Genomic DNA, 19,662 nt, shown 5'->3' on the forward strand with positions numbered 1-19,662 from the left:
CGAGTTGCGTTGGAATACAGGCAGGCTAATGCTCATGGGTTCTTCACGTAGGCGTTGGCGCGCAGGTAGAACCACCAGTTGAGGAGCAGGCAGAGGCCGTAGAAGACCGCGAAACCGTACATCGCCATCTGCGGTGTACCGGCCTTGATCTGCTGACCGATGACCACCGGCGCGATGAAGGCACCGTAGGCGGCGACGGCCGAGGTCCACCCCAGCACGGGGCCGGCCTGCTGGCGGTCGAAAATGATGCCGATGCTGCGAAAGGTCGAGCCGTTGCCAATACCGCTGGCAGCGAAAAGCACGATGAACAGCAGCATGAAGGGCAGGAAGTACTGCTCGGGCGTCGCCGACTGATAGGCCAGCATCATCACGTAGCCGACGGCGACCGCGGCGACCACCATCGCTGCCGAGATCCACTGCGTGACGATCGAGCCGCCGATCTTGTCGGAAATCCAGCCGCCCACCGGACGAATCAGTGCGCCCACGAAGGGTCCGATCCAGGCGTAGGCGAGCACTGCCGGTGCATTCGGATTGCTCGCCGTGTGTTGCATCACGCCGGCGGCATCGGGCACGTGGCTGACACCGAAGATGACCTTCATCGACAGCGGCAAGGCCATCGAGAAGCCGATGAACGAGCCGAAGGTGACGATGTAGAGAATGGTCATCGCCCAGGTATGTTTGTTGCGGAAGATCTCGAACTGCTTGGCGACACCTTCCTTCATCGGGCCGAAAGCGGCCATCTTCATCACCAGCAGCGCCATGATGATGTCCAGCGGAATGGCGACCCACATGTTGAGCAGACCCAGTCCGGTGGGCGCTGGCAGGTACAGGTAGAGCATGAAGATCGACGGCACGAAGGCCAGCGTGTACAGATAGGTGATCTTGGCGAAAGCGACGATGGGATTACCGGTGGCCGGCGAGATCGTCTTCAGGTTGTTCATCCCGAACCAGCACAAGGCGGCCAGCGGCACCAGCGACAGCACCCAGGCAAAACCGGCGTTCTGGATCCAGGTCTGCGTGCCGGCAGGGATCTTGCCGAAAATCCAGCCGCTGTCATTGAGCAAAGTCTCCGGCTGACCACCGAAGGCGCCGAAAAGGCCGACGGTCATGATCAGCGGAATGACCACCTGCATCGTCGTCACGCCGAAGTTGCCCAGGCCGGCGTTCAGTCCCAGCCCCGTGCCCTGCAGCCGCTTCGGGAAGAAGCCGCTGATGTTGGACATCGACGAGGCGAAGTTGCCGCCGCCGACGCCGCACCACAGCGCCATCAACTGGAAGGCCCACAGCGGCCAGTCCTTGTGCTGCAGCACGATGCCGGTGCCGATGGCCGGCGCGAGCAGCATTGCCGTCGTCAGGAAGATGGTGTTGCGACCGCCAGCCAGACGAATCAGGAACGATGCCGGGATGCGCATCGTCGCCCCGGCGATGCCGGCGATGGCGGTCAGCGTGAACAGCTCGGGCTGCGTGAACGGGAAGCCGAGGTTGAGCATCTGCACCGTGATGATTCCCCACATGCCCCACACCGCGAAGCCACACAACAGGGCCGGAATCGAAATCCACAGGTTGCGGTAGGCGACGCGCTTGCCGGTGGATTCCCAGAAAGCTTCATCCTCGGGTCGCCAGTCGCTGATGTCTGCCCGACTGTGCCCGGCGCTTGCCTGTGAGGCGATTGTTTGCTGAGTGGTCATCTTGGTTCCTGTGTGCAGTGATCTTGCGTCGGGTGGCCGCCCGGAGCCACGCGTGTCCGCCGCAACCGCAGCCCGTGCCGCGGCGCTGAACGAGTGGGAATGGCTAGCTGACGGATGTCGGGCCTCAGTTGAGGGTCGCCGCCGGCACGGCTAACGGATGCTTGCTGTTCTGCTTCGCGCTCATCGGCCGCACTTCGGCGAAGTACATCCACATCAGCGACACCCAGACGATCCCGAAGAGCAGCATGAACGCCGACGAACGCAGACCGGTCAGGTCCACCAGCGCCCCGAAAAGGATCGGCAGGATGAAGCCGCCCATACCGCCAGCAAGGCCTACGACGCCGGAAACCACGCCGATGTTGTGCGGATAGTCGTCCGAGATGTACTTGAACACCGACGCCTTGCCGATCGCGAAGGCGATGCCCATGGTGAACATGAGGACCGTGAACACGGTCGCGTTGAGCCCGACATGGAAAGTCTTCGGCCCGGACACCGTGTGAATGGTGAAGTCGCTCTGCGGGTAGGACAGGAAGAAGAGACAGACCAAAGCCACCCAGAGCACCCACCAGGTGACCGAGTGCGCGCCATACTTGTCGGAGAACCAGCCGCCGACGGCCCGCAGCAAGCCGCCGGGGACGCTGAAACCGGCGGCCAGCAGGGCCGCCAGCTGAATGTCGAAACCGTACTCGCTGATGTAGTACTTGGTCATCCACAGCGACAAGGCGACGAAACCGCCAAAGACGATCGAGTAGTACTGGCTGTAGCGCCAGACGGCCGGGTCCTTGAGCGCCTCCAGCTGCTCTTTGATGGTGACTTTCGACGCTCCGGCGGTATGCTCGTGGTCGGTGAAGGTGAACATCCAGAACAACAGCGTCGTGACCAGCATGAGGATCGCATAGATCTGCGGGACCCTTTCCCAGCCGTAGGCGACGACGATCGTCGGCGCCACGAGCTTGGTGATCGCGGCACCGGTATTGCCAGCGCCGAAAATGCCCATGGCAAAGCCCTGGCGATTCTTCGGGAACCAGCGTGCGCAATAGGCAATGCCGACGGTGAAGGAACCCCCCGTGATGCCGACGAACAGGCCGGTGACCAGGAACTGCCAGAATTCGGTGGCCCAGGAAATCATCCAGATGGGAATCACCGTCGACAGCATCAGTACGAAGAACACCAGGCGACCGCCGAAGCGGTCGGTCCACATGCCCAGCGGCAAACGGATAAGTGACCCGGTGAGCACGGGCATGGCCACCAGAATGCCGAACTCCGTTTCGTTGAGGCCGAGCGACTGCTTGATCGGGATACCAATCACGGCGAACATCATCCACACCATGAAACACACCGTGAATGCAGTAGTGCTCGAGGCTACGACTGACCACTGCTTGTACTTTTCGGATGCCACCGTTTGCTCCCCCTGTTTCTGCCCTCACAGCGGTGAGTCTAGGAGCGAGCGCGCAGGTCTGTATTGATCTGCATCAAAACGAAAATAACCACTGTTCAGCGGCTGCGCAGTTGCGGCTCGGGCCAGGTGGTCCGGGCTGATACGGCGTTTCGCGAAGGATAGTCGGCGGCGACAAAGAAGCATTCCAGCGACGAGCTCGGCGAGCGGATAGCATTGGCGCGGTGCAGCCGTCATGGCCAGCGCGGCGAAGCAGTCCGGGGCGAGGCCACGCGCTTTGCGGTAGCAATCGGCTTCGCTTGCGCTGTTGTCGCAGATCATCGCGACCCTGCGCGACGGGCGAGCATACGAAAAGCGTATTGGACAAGTGCACGAAGCTGTGTAAGCTGCGGTCATTCTTCTGCGGGGGGGCCGCCATGGATGCCATCATCGACTTTCTGAACACGATCTTCTGGGGATACGTTCTGATCTACGGGCTGTTGGCGGCGGGCCTGTATTTCACCGTCCGGCTGGGGTTTCCGCAGATCGTGCATTTTGGCGAGATGTTCCGGACCGTGCTCGGATCGCGGGAAACCGATAAGGACGGGATCTCGCCGTTCCAGGCGCTGACCGTTTCGCTGGCCAGCCGCGTGGGTACCGGCAACCTCGCCGGGGTCGCGGTGGCGCTCTATCTCGGCGGCCCCGGGGCGATTTTCTGGATGTGGATGGTGGCCCTGGTCGGCATGGCGACGGCCTATTCCGAGTCGACCCTGGCGCAGCTTTACAAGACCCACGGTCCGGCCGGGCTGTACCGCGGCGGGCCGGCGTTCTATATCCGCAAGGGGCTCAAGATGCCCTGGCTGGGGGTGGTCTTTTCGGTCTGCCTGATCCTGTCTTTCGGGCTGGTGTTCAACGCCGTTCAGGCGAATTCGATTGCCGACGCGATGCAGGGCGCTTTTGGCGTGCCCAAGCTGACGGTCGGCCTGGTCGTCGCGGCGATCGCCGGACTGGTGATCTTCGGTGGCGTCAAGCAGATCGCCAAGGTGGCCGAAATCCTGGTGCCATTCATGGCCGTCAGCTATCTGCTGCTGGCGGTTTACGTGGTGCTCACCAACCTCGGCGCCGTCCCCGGCGTACTCGGCCATATCATCGGCTCGGCCTTCGGCCTCCAGGAAGCCGCTGGCGGCGTGACCGGGGGGGTGATGGCGGCGATGATGAACGGCGTCAAGCGCGGCCTGTTCTCGAACGAGGCCGGTATGGGATCGGCACCGAACATTGCCGCGATGGCAACGCCGGTGCCGCACCATCCGTCGAGCCAGGGCTTCGTACAGGCCCTGGGAGTGTTCATCGACACCATCCTGATCTGCACCGCGACAGCGATCATGATCCTCCTCTCCGGGGTGCTCGAGCCGGGGTCCGGGATCACCGGAACACAGCTGACGCAGAACGCGCTCGAAGTGCATATCGGCGCGGCCGGGCGCTATTTCATCGCCGTGGCGATCTTCTTCTTCGCTTTTACGTCGATCATCGGCAACTACTCTTATTCCGAGAATGCGATGGTCTACCTCGGCATTGGCAACCCGGCCGGGCTGCTGATCCTGCGCTGCGGCGTGTTGCTGATGGTCGTCTGGGGCGCCGTGCAGGCCGTGGCGACGGTGTTCAACACCGCGGATGCCGCCATGGGGCTGATGGCAACGATCAACCTGATCGCCATCCTGGCGCTGTCGGGGACGGTGGTCAAGCTGACCAGGGATTATTTCGAGCAGCGCAATGCCGGGCTTGAACCGCGCTTCCACGCTCGTGACTATCCCGAGATCGCCGACGACATTGACCACACGATCTGGACGCGCGACTGAGGCGTTGCCGGCAAGGGCCAGGGTGAAAAGCGCGCTGCCGGGAACACCGCTGCGCAAATCAGATGCGGGCCGCAGCCAAGCTTATTTCCGACCGCCTTCGCCAGTTGCGTCCAGGCGACAAAGCCCCTCGCCCCTTGTGGGAGAGGGGTTGGGGAGAGGGGGCCACGTGCAGATGTGGCGACAACATCCTGGCAAGTGAGCGCTCGCGGTGCGTCGTGGTGTTGGGCGGCGATGGTGGGACTTCCCCTCTCCCCCAACCCCTCTCGGAAAAGGGGCGAGGGGAGTGAGCGGGCTGGGAGGCGATCGGCGAGGCCTTGCGACGGGCGGCGCGGCGCGCTGGATCGGCGCCGTCGACGGTCGCCACGCAGAGGCTCCAATAACTGCGCGCGCCCTGGTCGACGAAGTGCCGGTTGACCGAGACGACGCGATGCCCGGCGCAGAAAGCGTTCAGCGCTTCTTCGCGGGTCGCTGCCTGCAGTGTTTCGATGGTTAAGAAATGGAATTTCATCGGTCCTCGAACTGGCGCCTGAGATGTTCCCTCAGCGTCGGCGGCGTACCCCCGCGGCCGGCCGGCCCCGACCGCAAAGTCGCCGGCTCCGCCCGCGGCTTCTCCGCAACGCGACCCGCCGGCTCCGCCGGCCCTCTTTGATGTGGGGCGAACCGGAACCCGATGCTGACGTAGCGCTCGTCGGGCTCATCCCTGCCGCGGTTGGCACACCTGGCAAGGAGAAGGGCAGTTATCCGACTACAGACGGTCGCCAATCCCATCGCCCAGCTCTGGGCGCCGTGCACCGATGCCTGGCCTGCTGCCGCGCATACGCGAGCGAGATCAAGATCGAGAGCGCCATGAAATGGCAGTTATTGCCAGTTCCTGTCGTTTGTGGCACTTTAAGTGGCAAGAGGAGGTGTGCCATGCAAAGCAGGAATATTTCGCTGCCCGACCCCTTGAAGCAGTTCGTGGATGGACAGATTGCCCAAGGCCGTTACAGCAGCGTGAGCGAATATGTGCGCGAGCTGATCCGCGCCGACGAGAAACGCAAAGCCGAAGAACAACTCGAAGCGAAGCTGTTGGAAGGTTTGAGTGGCGCTGAAAGTGAACTGACCGCGGCGGACTGGAGCGCGATCCGCAGGGAAGCCTTGGCTAAGGTCGAAGCGCGCAAGAACCCGCGCTGATGCCGCCGGTCAGCAAGCGCGCGGCGGCGCGGCACGACTTGGTGGAGCACTCCTCTATCTGGCCGAAAACGCCGGGCTGGAGGTGGCCGAACGCTTCTTGAGCCGCGCCGAAGCCAGCTTCGCCGACCTGGCGCGGCAGCCTATGATGGGCGCACCGGTAACGCTCAAGCGTCCTGACCTGGCGGGCATGCGCAAATGGCAGGTCAGGGATTTCGACAATCATCTGGTGTTCTACCAGCCGCGCCCTGGCGGCGTGTGCATCGTGCGCGTGCTGCACGCGGCCAGCGACTGGTGGAGCCTGTTGGGATTCGAGGCGTAGCGGGGCAGGGCCTTACTGTCTTGGCCATTCGGCTGATCGTGCCAGGGAATTGATGGAGGTGCATGGCGATGCGGAGAACGAAATCAGCATTTCTTGAATCCGTTCACGACACCGCGAAGGGGCTGCACGGAGCGCGCGTGATGGATCAGGTGACGATGCGGGAATTCGGCCGCCTGTGCCTGCCATCGGTGGCGCCGCTGGAGCCTGAGCAGAGCAAACAGTGACGGTGTGAAGGGCTGCGGCGTGGCGCGGGCGAACGGGTGGCATGGCTACGGCGCGAGCGGTCATGGCGAGCGAAGCGACGCAATCCAGGGCAAGGCAACGCGCTCGAGGGTGGCCATAGGCAAAGCTTCCGCTGCCGTTCCAAGTTATCTTTCGAGTCTCGCGTGAGCTTTACCTGATCCCCGTTCCCGAAGCCCGATTTGACCCTTCCCGCCCTGACCCCTGGCCTGATGCTCGTTCACGCAATCAACCCGAGATGCGGCACGATCTGGTGGTTGAATGGATGAAACGCCATCCGCTGGCGCGGCTGGAGAACGAGATCATTCTGGTGCGATTCGGGATAGAACACGGCTTTGACCTTGATTTTGCACTTTATGAACGCGATCCTGGTTCGGGAGAACCGTGGTGCGTCCCCTATTTCCGTTATTTTCTCGGCTGCCCGGCCAGCCGCGCGGTCGGGGCCGGCTCCGCCAGCGACTTCTCCGAAACCCGCCCCGCCGGCTCCGCCGGCCCGCTTTGACCTGGGGCGAACCGGAACCCGAAGCTCCGGCCGCGGTCGCCGGGCTTGAGCCTGGTGCGGTAGGCACAAAGCGCGTACCTGCCGGAGAGGTCCCACGAGCCGCCGCGCAACACGCGGGAGGCGCCAGTTTGCGGCCCAGTCGGATCGACCTGCGGCGTGTTGGGGTAATCGCCATACCAGTCGGCGCACCACTCCCAGACGTTGCCGTGCATTTCGTAAAGCCCCCAGGTGTTTGCCGGCAGCGAGCCGACGGGCACTGTCTTCTGCCGATACAGGCCTTTTTCGCCACCGGGGTAGGGATAGTTGCCGTCGTAGTTGACCTGCTCGGGGGTGATGTTGTCGCCGAAGGAGAAGCGCGTTGTCGTCCCCGCGCGGCAGGCGTATTCCCATTCCGCTTCGCTCGGCAGCCGCGCCTGCAGCCCCGGCACGCGCCGGTTCAGTTCGCTGAGGAAAGTCTGCACGTCTTTCCAGCTGACGATCTCGACCGGGTTGCGCGCGTCGTCCTTGAAGTGGCTCGGGTTGGCGCCGGTTACCGCCTGCCACAGGGCCTGGGTGCAGGTGGTGTCGGCGAGCCAGAAGCCGCGGCTCAGCCTCACTTCGTGCTGCACTTCGTTGTCCCGACGCTCGGGCTCGTCGGGTGGCGAGCCCATCAGGAAACGGCCCGGCGCGATCCAGCGGAAGACCTGGCGCACTTTGCCGAGGGTCAGGCCCATCCACAGGCCAAGGTCATCCTCGCCCCAGTCGCTTGCCCAGGGTTCCGGGAAAGGGTTGGGGAAGAAGGCGACAGCGGGGTCGAGGGTGATGCCGGGCATCAGCAGATTCCGTCAAGGTGCCGCTTCGGCAGGCGTTCGGCGCGTCGCCTACCAGCCTGCCGAAGGGCATTGGCTTTTTGCCGCCGCAAAGCGGCGGACAGGAAAGTCATCTGGTCAAGAGTCGCCACTTGCGACGCCTGAGCTGGGGCGAAGCGGAACCCGATGTTCTGGTTCCGGTTGTCGGGCTCGTTCCTGTTGCGGTTGGCACAACGCGCGTTCCTGCCGTTGTTGTTCCACGAGCCGCCGCGCAACACGCGGGAGTCGCCTGCGATGACCGCCCTTTCTGCTGCACCTGCCACAAAACCGGCCGGTGGCTGCATTGTAGCGTTTCGGGCAGCCCGGGCACCGCGTTTCGCGTCCGCGTCGCACGGCGCCGCAGCCAAGGTCATTTTCGACCGCCTGCGCCGGTTGCGTCCAGGCGACAAAGCCCCTCGCCCCTCGCTGGAGAGGGGTTGGGGAGAGGGGGCCACGTGCAGATGTAGCAACAAGACCCTGGCAAGTGAGCGCTCCCGGTGCGTCGTGGTGTTGGTCGGCGATGGTGGGATTTCCCCTCTCCCCCGACCCCTCTCCCACAAGGGGCGAGGGGAGTGAGCGGGCTGGGAGGTGATCGGCGAGGCCTTGCGATGGGGGCGCGCGGCGCGCGGGATCGGCGCCGTCGACGGTCGCCACGCAGAGGCTCCAAAAACTGCTCGCGCCCTGGTCGACGAAGTGCCGGTCGACCGAGACGACGCGATGCCCGGCGCAGAAAGCGTTCAGCGCTTCTTCGCCGGTCGCTGGCTGCAGCGCTTCGATGGTGAAGAAATGGTATCTCATCGGTCCTTGAACCAGCGCTTGATACGTTCCGTCAACGTTGGCGGCGTACCGCCGCTGCCAGCCAGCCGCGCGGTCGGGGCCGGCTCCGCCGGCCCCGACCGCAAAGTCGCCGGCTCCGCCAGCGACTTCTCCGAAACCCGCCCCGCCGGCTCCGCCGGCCCGCTTTGACCTGGGGCGAACCGGAACCCGAAGAGCAGGTAGCGGTAGCCGGGCACGTACCCGTAGCGGAGGGCACAACGCGCGTGCCTGCCGTTGAAGTTCCACGAGCCGCCGCGCAACACGCGGGAGTCGCCAGTTTGCGGGCCAGTCGGATCGACCTGCGGCGTGTTGGGGTAATCGCCATACCAGTCGGCGCACCACTCCCAGACGTTGCCGTGCATTTCGTAAAGCCCCCAGGGGTTTGCAGGCAGGGAGCCGACCGGCACTGTCTTCTGCCGATACAGGCCCTTTTCGCCACCGGCGTAGGGATAGTTGCCGTCGTAGTTGACCTGCTCGGGGGTGATGTTGTCGCCGAAGGAGAAGGGGGTTGTCGTCCCCGCGCGGCAGGCGTATTCCCATTCGGCCTCGCTCGGCAGCCGCGCCTGCAGCCCCGGCACGCGCCGGTTCAGTTCGCTGAGGAAAGTCTGCACGTCGTCCCAGCTGACGTTCTCGACCGGGTTGCGAACGTCGTCCTGGAACTCGCTCGGGTTGGCGCCGGTCACCGCCTGCCACAGCGCCTGCGTGCAGGCGGTGTCGGCGAGCCAGAAGCCGCGGCTCAGCGTCACTTCGTGCTGCACTTCGTCGTCCTCGCGCTCGGGCTCGTCGGGTGGCGAACCCATCAGGAAATGCCCAGGCGCCATCCAGCGGAAGCGCTGGCTGACGCCGGCGACGGCGATCTCGGCGAACAGCCCGTAGTGATCGACGCCGAGCGGCTGCTCGCTGCTCCAGCCACCGGACTGCCCGCGTTGTTCGGACTGTGCGGACTGTTCGGTCTGTCGCCGGCTGCGGCGACTGCCAGTCGAGCCGGCACCGTTTCCCCAGCCAGTCCACTTCGGCGAACAGCCCGCGCGCGTCGCGGCCGATCGCCTGCGCCCAGGCTGGCCTGGTCAGCGCGCTGATGGAGAGTTCGAGGTGCTCGCTGCGCAGTTCGACGCGCTCGATGTCGCGTCCGAGCCGGGCGATGGTCTGCGGCAAAGACTCGGCGGCGATGTAGCGCAGCGGGGCGCCGGCGCTGGCTTCGGTGTTCCTGCCGTCTGACGCGGCCTCGCCAAGCTGCGTGACGCGAACGAAAACGCCGCCGTCGACCAGCGTCAGCTCGGCGTAGGGGCTGGCGTTGTCCGCTGCGGTGCCATCGGTGCCATCGGTCAGCACTTCGAGTCGCAACTCCTGGCCGCGCTGGCGCAGCCTGCAGCGGACCGGATGGCGGGCTGGCTCGGGCTGGAGAAAGAAGGCCACATCCTGCTGCTGAACTCCGGGTGGCAGTTCGAGTACTTCGCCCTCGGTCAGCCGCTGGCGCTGCGCGAGCGCCCAGAGTGCGGCCAGCGCCTCGTTGTCGGCGAACATGGCGCCGGTCTGGCGGCCGATATGGCGGTTTAGCCACTGTTGCAGGGCTGCTGAGTCGGGGTGTTCGAGCGCGGTCCTGGCGATGTCGTGCTGCCAGCGCTCGACGAGCCGGGCGTCGCGGGCGAGCGCGCAGTGCGGCGCCAGTCGCTGGCTGGTAGCGAGTTCGCCGAGGCGGACCGATTCGGGCAGGCCGGCGTGGTGGGTGACGATCAGGCGGACGGCAGCCTCCTGCTGTGGCGGCGGCAGCTCGGCGAACTTGCGCTGGTATTTCTCGATTGCGGCGGCGCCGGCAAACTGGAAGCCCAGCGCGCCGGACTGTACGTCGGGATGCTGCCAAGCCAGCGCCTCGGCGAGCACGTCGGCTTCCCTTGCCGGGAGCAGGTGGCGAATGGCGCGCAGCAGCGTTGGTTCGACGAGGACTGCAGGTGCGAGCAGGCTAAGCAGTTTGTCGGCTGAGTGCTCCGCCTGTCCGCCTGTGGCGCCGGCATCGCTGGCGACTTGCGTCAGGGAGCGGCGCAGCAGGCTGTGGCGGTCCCATTCGACGATCTCGAAGCTGCGCTGCAGGTCGGTCGGGTGCCGGCGCGCGGGCACCGGACAGAGGACCAGTGCTCGGCACGCTGCGCGGCGCAGGCGACCGCCGAATTGCTGCCAGCCGCGCAGTGTTTCGGGTTCGCCGTCGATCAGGCCGAGGTCGCTGAGGATCAGCAGCGGCGCCGCCGCCGCCGGAACCTGCCAGTGCTGCGTCGCGCTGTGCAAGGGCTTGCGTACCAGTATCTGCGCGCCCGGTTCGCCATGGAGAATTCGCCGCTCGAGCCCGAGCCTGCCGTGGCGCCGTTCGAGGGCGCGGTCGAGCGCGCTGAAGTCGCTGTGAAAGGGGGGGGTCGCCCGACTGTAGTCGGTGAGCAGCGTGATGCGCGGGCTCCAGCCGTGGCGCTTGACCATCGGTATCGCACGCAGCACCTCGCCGCGCGTTAGGCGATCGAGCAGGCGCGGCAGGTCGGGCTGGCGCAACGTGAGGTTTTGCCCCAGTGCGCGGCGCAGGAAGGGCCATAGCCGCGACCAGCGGGTCAGCGGCTGGCGGGCGGGGAGGCGCACCGAACCCGGGGCGGGGCAAGCGTCGTCGGCGAGTACGCGGGCGCGCGCCAGCCAGTCGGGCGCTTGCGGGCCACTGCCCGGCGGCGGGTCGGACTGCCGGTGCTCGGTGACGTGGAAGAAGCGCGCGGCGGGAAGGGCTGGCGGGCGCTCGGGGAGTGTTGGTGGGCCGGTGTCGACGAAGGCTTCGACGATTGGCGAAAAGGCGCAATCGGCGAAGGCAGTAACGGTAGCGGGCCGCCTTTCGTAACCGAGTGCCTGCGCCGCTTGCGCCAGCGCCTGCTCGCCGTGTTCAGCATAGACGCGCAGCAGGTCGGCGCGGCCGACCGCCGCCCGCGTTTGCAGCGTCGCGCGCTTCATTAGCCGGCGGCGGGCGGGTGTTTGCGGAGGGCGAAGTCGCGGACCTTGGCGAGCAACTCCGACTGCTTTTGCGGCTCGGGAGCGAGGGTGACGACGACGCGCAGCAGATCGAGGTACTCGGCCTGGCCCGCGCCCTGCAGGCCCTGGTCCTCGGCCGCCTGGCGGTCTTGCCACAACTGCGCGGCGGCTTCCTGGTAGACATCGGCGGCGCAGCGGTCGCCGAAATGCAGTTTGCCGCGCTCGATCAGCGTGGCGATGAAGGGTTGCTGTTCCCTGGGCATCTGAAGGTTCAGCACCAGGCAACGGCGCACGAAGGCCGCCGGCAGTTCACGCTCCTCGTTGGTGGTGATCACCACCAGCGGCGTCGGTATGCCCGGCGGCGCGCTCACCGCTTGCTCCAGCCAGGGGACGGTGAAGGCGCCGTTGCCGAGTGTTTCGAGAAGGCCGTTGGGCAGGTCGGCTTCGGCCTTGTCGATCTCGTCGATCAGCAGCACGCTGCCGTTTTCGGGTGTCCAGCCGGAGCGGTGGCTGCGGTTGCACGCTCTGCTGACCGCCGAGTTGGTGTTGCTTCAGCGCCGACTGCCAGTCGAAAACCCACCACAGCGCGCCGGGGCTGAGGTAGTTGCGTTGCGCGAGGCGTTGCCGGACTTCCTCGGGCGAGTGGCTGCCGGCGCCCATCGCCTGCGCGTCGCCGAGCCGGCCGAGCGCGTCGAAGCGCCACTGCAGATCCTGGCTCTCGCTGCGCGCGTGCACCACCTCGGCAACGAACAGCCGGCCCAGCACCTCGGCCGCCGCGCGCGCCAACTGGCTCTTGCCCGAGCCGGGTTCGCCGCGCACCAGCAAGGGTCGCTGCGCCGCCAGCGCGGCGCGCACGGCCCATACTGTTTCCGCGTCGAAGCAGTGAACTGACGCCGGCCACGAACCGCGTTGGGGCAGGGGAATCGAGTCGAGGGTGATTTCGGGTATGGCTTTGGTGTTCATCGTCTTTGGGCCAGGTTGTCGGGAATGGTCAGGAATTCTCGAATGATCATCATCAAATCAATTTCATCACTCACCAGGAGGGCCGGAGGGCCGCCCGAGGATCTGAAAAAGATCACCTTGATCGCCGGTAGTTTATCCAGGAGTTTCCGGTAGAAGTCAGGCCGGCAAAGTCGCGATGCCTGCTCGGCCGGAACCGGAATGTAATGGTGGTGGGTTTTCTGCTTGTCGCGAATACGCAGTGCGCTGTTCAACTTGCGCAAGTCGTGCGCTGATAGCGCCGAGCGCAGCTCTTCGGGGAAAACGTGTGCCCAGATCTCGAGCAGCAGTGCGGCGAGCGCGGCGTCCTCTCCCCAGCCGGTTTCGTATGACGGCTCCGGAATCAATTCTTTTCCGACAACGTCGGAGTTGCCCTTCGGCACGCGCAGCCTGGGGGCGATCTGGCGGTAGCGGGAACTGACCAGTTCAACACCGAGAGGGGTCTCGACGACGATTTCAAAACCCAGTCTGCCTGTCGCCAGAGCGCTTCTCTCCGCCTGTCCGAGGCACGCGCTATCCACGGCGAGCAGGGCCAACCAGGCGAGCACGGATTTCGCCGCCTCCCAGGTGTCGGCGAACTCCGGTTGGCGGGAATCGAGCGCAGCCAGCAAACTTCTCGTTGCCGGAAACAGCAGGTCTTCGAGTGCACGTTCGAGGTCCTCGGCGCATAGGTCCGTGGACAGGTCAGACGATGGCTCCGTACCGGCTTCGCGAAGTGCCGCTCGCAGAGCGTTGCTCAGGCGGGCGTTGGCGGCGAGAATGCCGCGAATTTCGTCGGTGATTCGGGCGCGAAATAGATCGTCCGGTTTACCGGTTAACTGTGGCGCGATACGGTCGAGGAGGGCGGCGAAGTCTGAATCGAGATGGACATCCTCACGCAGGCTGTTTATGTCGGCGAGCATGTAAAGGAGCTCGTCCATCCGTCGACGGAAGTCCGCGTAGCCATCGAGGGCCTGGCGTAACTTCAGCGTGTACTTGGGGTCCGTGAGCCCGTCAAGCTCCTTCTCAAGATTGGCCGTTTCGGTTTCCCAGTGTTTGAGGTAGCGGCCCCGATCGATCGGTTTGTGGAAGCTCGTCCCCGTCAGCACAAGCGGCTTCATCCGCTTGCGGACGTCGCCGTGATCATGAATCCGACACAACTCGTACATGCAATACTCGGACTTGAAGTAGGCTTCGCTGAGTACCAGCACGACGTGCCGGCCGGCACCGATCTGGTCCATGAATTGCCGGATCGAGTCGCCGTAACCAATCTTGTTCCTGTCTCGGAGCAATTCGATCCCGCGCGCGGCGCACGCCTGTTCAAGCTTGTCGACCAGCCGGTTCTGTTCTTCCTCTTTCCAGGCGTACGAAACGTAAACGCTGACCATCGAAACCCCTCCCTTCGGCTCTGGTGGAAAACGGATCATCGATTCAGGGGCCGGCGTTTCCGTACCGTATTGCCGCCCGCAATCCCATACCGGCTGTGCAGTATCGGTGGCCGTGACGCGCCAGTCAAACGTCTGGGAAGGAGAACGCAGTTCTCAGGCTACAGAGGGCCGCCAATCCCATCGCCACCAGGTGCTCAGTTGTGCGCTTCCAGAAGAGTGACCCCTTGGCGGCCATGCTAACGGGTGCCATCGGAGCAATCGGGGAGTCGTGTCGCGTTCAGTAATTTCGGGCGCTGCAATGTCACTGCGCGTCACTCCGCGTCACCGGCGGCAATCCCGTCGATCCGCCGCCGCAGGTTCTCGAACACCTGCTCGGCAGGAATTCCCGAGCCACCTTGCATGCCTCTCTGCACTTCGGCCCGCAGTGTCTCAAGCTTGAGGGCTCGGAGCTTTTCCTGGTCTTCGAGCATGCGCAGTCCTTCGCGGACAACCTCGCTGGCGTTGTTGTACCGCCCCGACGCGAGTTGTGACTTGACGAACTGCTCAAAGTGGGAACCGAGTGCGACACTGGTTGGCATGGCGGACTTCCAACTAATAGTTAGTAATGACTATTACTATGCTTCCGCCGCAGGGGTGTCAATCGCCATCCGCTTGCGCCGTCACCAGGGAGTCAGGCAGCGCAGCTCGGCATGGCCTCCGCTGCCGTTCCAGGGTATCTTTCGAGCCTTGCCTGACCTTCCCTGATCCCCGTTCCCGGAGCCCGATTTGACCTCGCCCGCCCTGACCCCTGGCCTGATGCTCGTTCACGGCAATCAACCCGAGATGCTGCGCGATCTGGTGGTTGAATGGATGAGGCGCTATCCGCTGGCGCCGCTGGAGAACGAGATCATTCTCGTGCAGAGCAATGGCATCGCGCAGTGGCTGAAGCTGGCGCTGGCGGCCGACGCGAAGGACGGCGACCGGGACGGCGATGCGGACGGCGATGCCGATGACGATGAGCCGGCGGAGCATGGCGGTTGCGGCATCGCCGCCGCGCTGGAGATTTCGCTGCCGGCGCGTTTCCTGTGGCAGGTCTATCGCGCAGTGCTCGGGCGGCAGGCGGTGCCGGAGAATTCGCCGTTCGACAAGGGGCGGCTGTTGTGGCGTCTGATGCGTTTGTTGCCGCAGGTGATGGGCGCACCCGAATACGCGCCGCTGCTGGGTTTTCTGGCCGCGGACAGCGATCGCCGCAAGCGTTTTCAGCTCGCCGAACGCCTGGCCGACCTCTTCGATCAGTATCAGGTGTACCGCGCCGACTGGCTGGCGGCCTGGGCGGCGGGCGATGATGTGCTGATCGACGCGCGTGGTCAGCAGACGCCACTCGCCGACGAACAGCGCTGGCAGGCTGCGCTGTGGCGGGCGCTGCTGGCCGACGTAGAGGTTCACGTAGACAGGGGCGCGGGCGGGCAGGGTGAGGGTCGGAACGAGCACTCCAACGCCGGCCGGGCAGCGGTACATGAAGCTTTCCTCGCTCGCGCCGCAAACTGGCCGCCGGGCGAGGCGCCGGCCGGTCTGCCGCGGCGAGTCATGGTGTTCGGCATTTCCAGCCTGCCGCGCCAGTCGCTGGAAGTACTGGCGGCGCTCGGGCGGTGGACGCAGGTGCTGATGTGCGTGCACAACCCCTGCGAGCACTACTGGGCCGACATCGTCGCCGACCGGGATCTGCTGCGTCGCGTACAGGCACGCCAGCAGCGGCGGCAGGGCGCGCCGATGGAAATCTCCGAGGAACTGCTGCACCTGCACGCGCAGCCGCTGCTTGCTGCCTGGGGCAAGCAGGGGCGCGATTTCATCGGCCTGCTCGACGAGCATGATGACGAGCAGGCGCGCGCGCGTGCGCGCTCGCAGTTCCTGGCCATCGAGCAACGCATCGACCTGTTCAAGGCTTTTGGCGGCGAGACGCTGTTGCAGCAACTGCAGGACGACATTCTCGAGTTGCGCCCCGTGCACGAAACGATCGACCGCTGGCCGGCCGTCGATCCGGCGCGCGATGCGTCGATCCGTTTCCATGTCGCGCACAGTGCGCAGCGTGAGGTCGAGATCCTCCACGATCAGTTGCTTGCCGCCTGCAACGCCGATGCCAGCCTGCGCCCGCGCGACATCATCGTCATGGTCCCGGACATCGATACCTATGCGCCGCACATCCAGGCGGTGTTCGGTCTGCTCGAGGCCAGCGATCCGCGTTACCTGCCGTTCAGCGTTGCCGACCAGGGGCAGCGCCATTTCGATCCGCTGGTGAACGCGCTCGAAAAGCTGCTTGACCTGCCGCAGTCGCGGCTGGCGGTCAGCGATCTGCTCGACCTCCTCGACGTACCGGCCTTGCGCCAGCGTTTCGCCATTGCTGAAGACGAGCTGCCGCAATTGCAGCGCTGGATTCATGGCGCCAATATTCGCTGGGGCCTGCACGCCGAGCAGCGCGCCAGCCTCGACCTGCCCAGGCAGGCGGATGCGGCCGCAGCGAATACCTGGCTCTTCGGCTTGCGGCGAATGCTGCTCGGCTACGCCGTTGGCGCTGACGCGGCGGCCTGGCGGGACATCGAGCCTTACGACGAGATCGGCGGTATCGATGCGGCCTTGCTCGGCCCGCTGGTGCAGTTGCTCGACGCGCTGGAAGCGAGCTGGCGGATGCTGCGCGAGCCGGCGACGGTGGTTGACTGGTGCCTGCGCCTGCGCCAACTGATGGCCGATTTCTTCGCCACCGACGAGGGTGGCGACGACGCCTACACGCTGCTGCAACTCGACATGGCCCTGGAGCGCTGGCAGGAGGCCTGCGACGAGGCGGCGCTGGTCGAAACGCTGCCCCTGTCGGTGGTCGGTGAATACTGGCTGAGCCGGCTCGACGAGGGGAGCTTGTCGCAGCGCTTCTTCGGCGGCGTCGTCACTTTCGCGACGCTGATGCCGATGCGCGCCATTCCTTTCCGCCGTGTCTGCCTGCTGGGCATGAACGACGGCGACTACCCGCGCAGCCGCATTCCGATGGATTTCGACCTGATGGTGCACGACTACCGTCCGGGCGACCGTTCGCGGCGCGAGGACGATCGCTATCTGTTCCTGGAAGCGCTGCTGTCGGCGCGCGAAAGCCTGCACATTTCCTGGGTCGGCCGCAGCATCAACGACAACAGCGAGCGACCGCCGTCGGTGCTGGTCGGGCAGTTGCGCGATCATCTTGCCGCTGGCTGGAGGCTGGCCGAGGACGCCGACAAGGCGGCAGCGGCAGGTGCTCGCACCAGCTCCAGCGCGACCCTGCTCGAGGCGCTGACCGTCGAGCATCGGCTGCAGCCTTTCAGTGCGGACTATTTCCCGCCGCAGCGAGAGACTTCGACACTGTTCACCTATTCGCGAGAGTGGCGGCCGGATGCCGCTGCCGGCGAGCGCGCCAGCGAACGCTTGCCTGCGAGCGATGCTCTGCTTTCGCCGCTGCTGCGCGAGGAGCCGCTCAGCCTGCAGGATCTCGGCGACTTCCTGAAGCAGCCGGTGCGGGCTTTTTTTCGCCAGCGCCTGAAGGTCTCTTTCGAGCGCGACGATCCGCTCAGCGAAGATCAGGAACCTTTCGATCTCGACGGCCTGGGCCGCTGGCAGTTGCAGGACGAGTTGATCCGTGCGCAGGCGGTGGCGCTGGAGCAGGGCGAGGACCTGGTCGTCGCCCGCGAGGCGCGACTGGCAAGCATCCAGCGCCGCGGCGATCTGCCCGGAGGAGGCTTCGGCGAGGCCCTGGCCGACGATCTGCTGGCGCCGATGGACGAGCTCTTCACGCGTTATCAGGCGGCGCTGGCGCGCTGGCCGCTGGTGGTCGAAGGCGAGGAGGAAATTCGCTTCCAGGCGCGCGTCGAAGGGCAGGAGCTGGAACTCGCAGATTGGCTGGGCGGCATTCGTAGCGACGGCGCCGGGCAGCGCGGCCGGGTGGTGCTGGAGAGCAGCGATCTGGTCAAGGACGGTCACTACCGGAGCGAGCGGCTGATCCGCCACTGGGTGCGGCACCTGGCGCTGCAGCTTGCCGGCGGGCCGCTAACGACGCTGGTCCTGAGCAAGGTCGGCGATGTCGAGTTGGCCGCTGTCGAAGCTGCTCAGGCCGCGGCGCATCTGAGCGTCCTGCTGGCGGCGTGGCACCGCGGCATGCGTGAGCCCTTGCCGCTGGCGGCACGCACTGCTTTCGATTTCCTCAAGGGCGGTGGCGATGCCGCCGGCAAGACCTACGAAGGCGCTTTCCGGCAAGCGGGCGAGGGCAAGACCGACGTTTATCTGCGGCGTGCCTATCGAGACTATGCGGCGCTGACTGCAAGCGGCGAGTTTTTTGTCCTCGCCGAGCTTCTCTTGCGGCCCCTGCTCGAGGCGATTCCCGCCAAGGCCAAAAGCGAGGCTGCGCATAGTGAACGGGCTGCCAAAGCCGACAAGACGGCGGGAGCAGCGGCATGAGTCAGACCGCGTGTACGGGCGCCGCCGCCACCGCCACCGCCACCGCCACAGCTGCTGGCAATGGCCAGGCCACTACCACCAACGCGGCCACAGCACTGGACACCCTGCGTTTTCCGTTGCGCGGCAGTCGTCTGATCGAGGCCAGCGCCGGCACCGGCAAGACTTTCACCATCGCCGCGCTTTATGTTCGCCTGGTGTTGGGCCATGGCGGCGAGAACGCTTTTGAACGTGCGCTGACGCCGGGCGAAATACTTGTCGTCACTTTCACCGAGGCGGCGACGCAGGAACTGCGCGACCGTATCCGCCACCGTCTGGCCGAAACGGCCGCGTGTTTTCGTGTCGAGCCGGGCAGCGTCAGCAGCCCGGCCGCGGGCCAGGATCTGTTGCACGAGCTGCGCACGGAATACCCGCCGGAACAATGGCCAGCCTGCGCCCGCAAATTGCAACTGGCCGCCGAAGCGATGGACGAAGCGGCGGTTTCGACGATCCACAGCTGGTGTAATCGCATGCTGCGCGAACACGCTTTCGACAGCGACAGCCTGTTCACCCAGACCCTGGAGACCGACCAGCGCGAGCTGCTCGCCGAAGTCGTGCGCGACTATTGGCGCAGCTTCATGGTCGCGCTTGATGCCGAGGCGGTTGCCGAAGTCCGGCCATGGTGGTCTGGCCCGGAAGCTTTGCGGGCCAGTCTTCACGGCCTCGTCGAGTACGCGGACTTGCTCTCTGAACCGCCGCTGACGCCAGCCGCTACAGTCGAGAAGACTCTCGGCGAGAAGCGGCAGCGCCTGGCCGAGCTCAAGGCGCCCTGGGGGCAATGGGTGGAGGAGTTGCAGACGCTGCTTGACAAGGGGGTCGCCAGCAAGCATGTGGATGGGCGCAAACTGCAGGCGCGCTACTACAAGCCGTGGCTGCAGACGCTGGGCGAGTGGCGCGACGAGCCGTCGCTGGTATGGCCCGATCTGAAGACCGGCTGGACTCGCCTGACGCCGGCTGGCCTGGCCGAAGCCTGGAAGGCTGGTGCAGCGCCGCAACACCCGGCTCTCGAGGCCATCGCGGT

19 protein-coding genes and 2 pseudogenes are annotated in these 19,662 nt (G+C 65.4%); 11 read left to right on the top strand and 10 right to left on the bottom strand.

Annotation, left to right across the window (positions count from 1 at the left end; genetic code table 11):
* Positions 1–32 precede the first annotated feature (32 nt).
* The 3 genes from V5B40_RS10940 to V5B40_RS10950 all read right to left on the bottom strand — a co-directional run bounded on the left by V5B40_RS10940 (position 33) and on the right by V5B40_RS10950 (position 3,405).
* Positions 33–1,688 (bottom strand): antiporter, encoded by a 1,656-nt coding sequence (locus V5B40_RS10940; RefSeq protein ID WP_332354518.1) that lies wholly within the window; start codon positions 1,686–1,688, stop codon positions 33–35.
* 124 nt (positions 1,689–1,812) lie between these two features.
* Positions 1,813–3,087 (bottom strand): MFS transporter, encoded by a 1,275-nt coding sequence (locus tag V5B40_RS10945; protein WP_332354519.1) that lies wholly within the window; start codon positions 3,085–3,087, stop codon positions 1,813–1,815.
* A 24-nt stretch (positions 3,088–3,111) separates the two neighbouring features.
* On the bottom strand, positions 3,112–3,405 hold the full coding sequence (locus V5B40_RS10950; protein WP_332354520.1) for a hypothetical protein: 294 nt from the start codon (positions 3,403–3,405) through the stop codon (positions 3,112–3,114).
* A 95-nt stretch (positions 3,406–3,500) separates the two neighbouring features.
* Between V5B40_RS10950 and V5B40_RS10955 the strand changes: the two genes are divergently transcribed.
* The 4 genes from V5B40_RS10955 to V5B40_RS10970 all read left to right on the top strand — a co-directional run bounded on the left by V5B40_RS10955 (position 3,501) and on the right by V5B40_RS10970 (position 6,635).
* The gene (locus V5B40_RS10955; RefSeq protein WP_332354521.1) at positions 3,501–4,919 is read left to right on the top strand and encodes an alanine/glycine:cation symporter family protein; all 1,419 of its coding nucleotides are present in this window, start codon (positions 3,501–3,503) and stop codon (positions 4,917–4,919) included.
* A 912-nt stretch (positions 4,920–5,831) separates the two neighbouring features.
* On the top strand, positions 5,832–6,092 hold the full coding sequence (locus tag V5B40_RS10960) for a type II toxin-antitoxin system ParD family antitoxin (protein WP_332354560.1): 261 nt from the start codon (positions 5,832–5,834) through the stop codon (positions 6,090–6,092).
* An 82-nt stretch (positions 6,093–6,174) separates the two neighbouring features.
* The gene (locus tag V5B40_RS10965) at positions 6,175–6,411 is read left to right on the top strand and encodes a type II toxin-antitoxin system RelE/ParE family toxin (RefSeq protein ID WP_332354522.1); all 237 of its coding nucleotides are present in this window, start codon (positions 6,175–6,177) and stop codon (positions 6,409–6,411) included.
* A 68-nt stretch (positions 6,412–6,479) separates the two neighbouring features.
* On the top strand, positions 6,480–6,635 hold the full coding sequence (locus V5B40_RS10970; RefSeq protein ID WP_332354523.1) for a hypothetical protein: 156 nt from the start codon (positions 6,480–6,482) through the stop codon (positions 6,633–6,635).
* A gap of 421 nt (positions 6,636–7,056) precedes the next feature.
* On the opposite strand, the gene V5B40_RS10975 is transcribed toward V5B40_RS10970, so the two are convergent.
* The 3 genes from V5B40_RS10975 to V5B40_RS10985 form a co-directional block, all read right to left on the bottom strand.
* Positions 7,057–7,965 carry a formylglycine-generating enzyme family protein gene (locus V5B40_RS10975; RefSeq protein WP_332354524.1) on the bottom strand — a complete coding sequence of 303 codons (909 nt, stop codon included), beginning with the start codon at positions 7,963–7,965 and terminating at the stop codon, positions 7,057–7,059.
* Positions 7,965–8,285 (bottom strand): SUMF1/EgtB/PvdO family nonheme iron enzyme, encoded by a 321-nt coding sequence (locus V5B40_RS10980; RefSeq protein ID WP_332354525.1) that lies wholly within the window; start codon positions 8,283–8,285, stop codon positions 7,965–7,967. Before V5B40_RS10980 ends, V5B40_RS10975 begins: the two co-directional genes overlap by 1 nt.
* A 489-nt stretch (positions 8,286–8,774) precedes the next feature.
* A complete protein-coding gene (locus V5B40_RS10985; protein ID WP_332354526.1) occupies positions 8,775–9,617 on the bottom strand; it encodes a formylglycine-generating enzyme family protein in 843 nt (280 codons plus the stop codon).
* A gap of 271 nt (positions 9,618–9,888) precedes the next feature.
* Here V5B40_RS10985 and V5B40_RS10990 point away from each other — a divergent pair, with 271 nt between their 5' ends.
* From V5B40_RS10990 to V5B40_RS11010, 5 genes are all read left to right on the top strand, one after another.
* Complete coding sequence (locus V5B40_RS10990) at positions 9,889–10,014, top strand: hypothetical protein (RefSeq protein WP_332354527.1); 126 nt, start codon at positions 9,889–9,891, stop codon at positions 10,012–10,014.
* A gap of 162 nt (positions 10,015–10,176) precedes the next feature.
* The gene (locus V5B40_RS10995) at positions 10,177–10,353 is read left to right on the top strand and encodes a hypothetical protein (RefSeq protein WP_332354528.1); all 177 of its coding nucleotides are present in this window, start codon (positions 10,177–10,179) and stop codon (positions 10,351–10,353) included.
* 27 nt (positions 10,354–10,380) lie between these two features.
* Positions 10,381–10,776: a hypothetical protein gene (locus tag V5B40_RS11000; protein ID WP_332354529.1), complete on the top strand. Its 396-nt coding sequence runs from the start codon at positions 10,381–10,383 to the stop codon at positions 10,774–10,776.
* Positions 10,777–11,295: a hypothetical protein gene (locus V5B40_RS11005; protein ID WP_332354530.1), complete on the top strand. Its 519-nt coding sequence runs from the start codon at positions 10,777–10,779 to the stop codon at positions 11,293–11,295. It begins immediately after the preceding gene.
* 183 nt (positions 11,296–11,478) lie between these two features.
* Positions 11,479–11,775 carry a hypothetical protein gene (locus V5B40_RS11010; RefSeq protein ID WP_332354531.1) on the top strand — a complete coding sequence of 99 codons (297 nt, stop codon included), beginning with the start codon at positions 11,479–11,481 and terminating at the stop codon, positions 11,773–11,775.
* On the opposite strand, the pseudogene V5B40_RS11015 reads toward V5B40_RS11010, so the two are convergent.
* The 4 genes and pseudogenes from V5B40_RS11015 to V5B40_RS11030 form a co-directional block, all read right to left on the bottom strand.
* Positions 11,772–12,272, bottom strand: a pseudogene (locus tag V5B40_RS11015) (AAA family ATPase); the annotation flags it as partial. The gene V5B40_RS11010 and the pseudogene V5B40_RS11015 sit on opposite strands and share 4 nt — an antisense overlap.
* 265 nt (positions 12,273–12,537) lie before the next feature.
* Positions 12,538–12,753, bottom strand: a pseudogene (locus V5B40_RS11020) (hypothetical protein); the annotation flags it as partial.
* Positions 12,750–14,156 carry a toll/interleukin-1 receptor domain-containing protein gene (locus tag V5B40_RS11025; RefSeq protein WP_332354532.1) on the bottom strand — a complete coding sequence of 469 codons (1,407 nt, stop codon included), beginning with the start codon at positions 14,154–14,156 and terminating at the stop codon, positions 12,750–12,752. The gene V5B40_RS11025 and the pseudogene V5B40_RS11020, both read right to left, overlap by 4 nt.
* 311 nt (positions 14,157–14,467) lie before the next feature.
* A complete protein-coding gene (locus tag V5B40_RS11030; RefSeq protein WP_332354533.1) occupies positions 14,468–14,734 on the bottom strand; it encodes a type II toxin-antitoxin system ParD family antitoxin in 267 nt (88 codons plus the stop codon).
* Positions 14,735–14,951: 217 nt separating this feature from the next.
* On the opposite strand from V5B40_RS11030, the gene recC reads away from it, so the two are divergent.
* Together recC and V5B40_RS11040 are read left to right on the top strand one after the other, a co-directional pair.
* Positions 14,952–18,605: an exodeoxyribonuclease V subunit gamma gene (gene recC, locus V5B40_RS11035; protein ID WP_332354561.1), complete on the top strand. Its 3,654-nt coding sequence runs from the start codon at positions 14,952–14,954 to the stop codon at positions 18,603–18,605.
* Positions 18,602–19,662: UvrD-helicase domain-containing protein (locus tag V5B40_RS11040; RefSeq protein WP_332354534.1), on the top strand; the 1,061-nt coding region annotated here is incomplete at its 3' end. The genes recC and V5B40_RS11040, both read left to right, overlap by 4 nt.

Source organism: Candidatus Accumulibacter meliphilus (assembly GCF_036625345.1).
Taxonomy (GTDB): Bacteria; Pseudomonadota; Gammaproteobacteria; order Burkholderiales; family Rhodocyclaceae; genus Accumulibacter; species Accumulibacter meliphilus.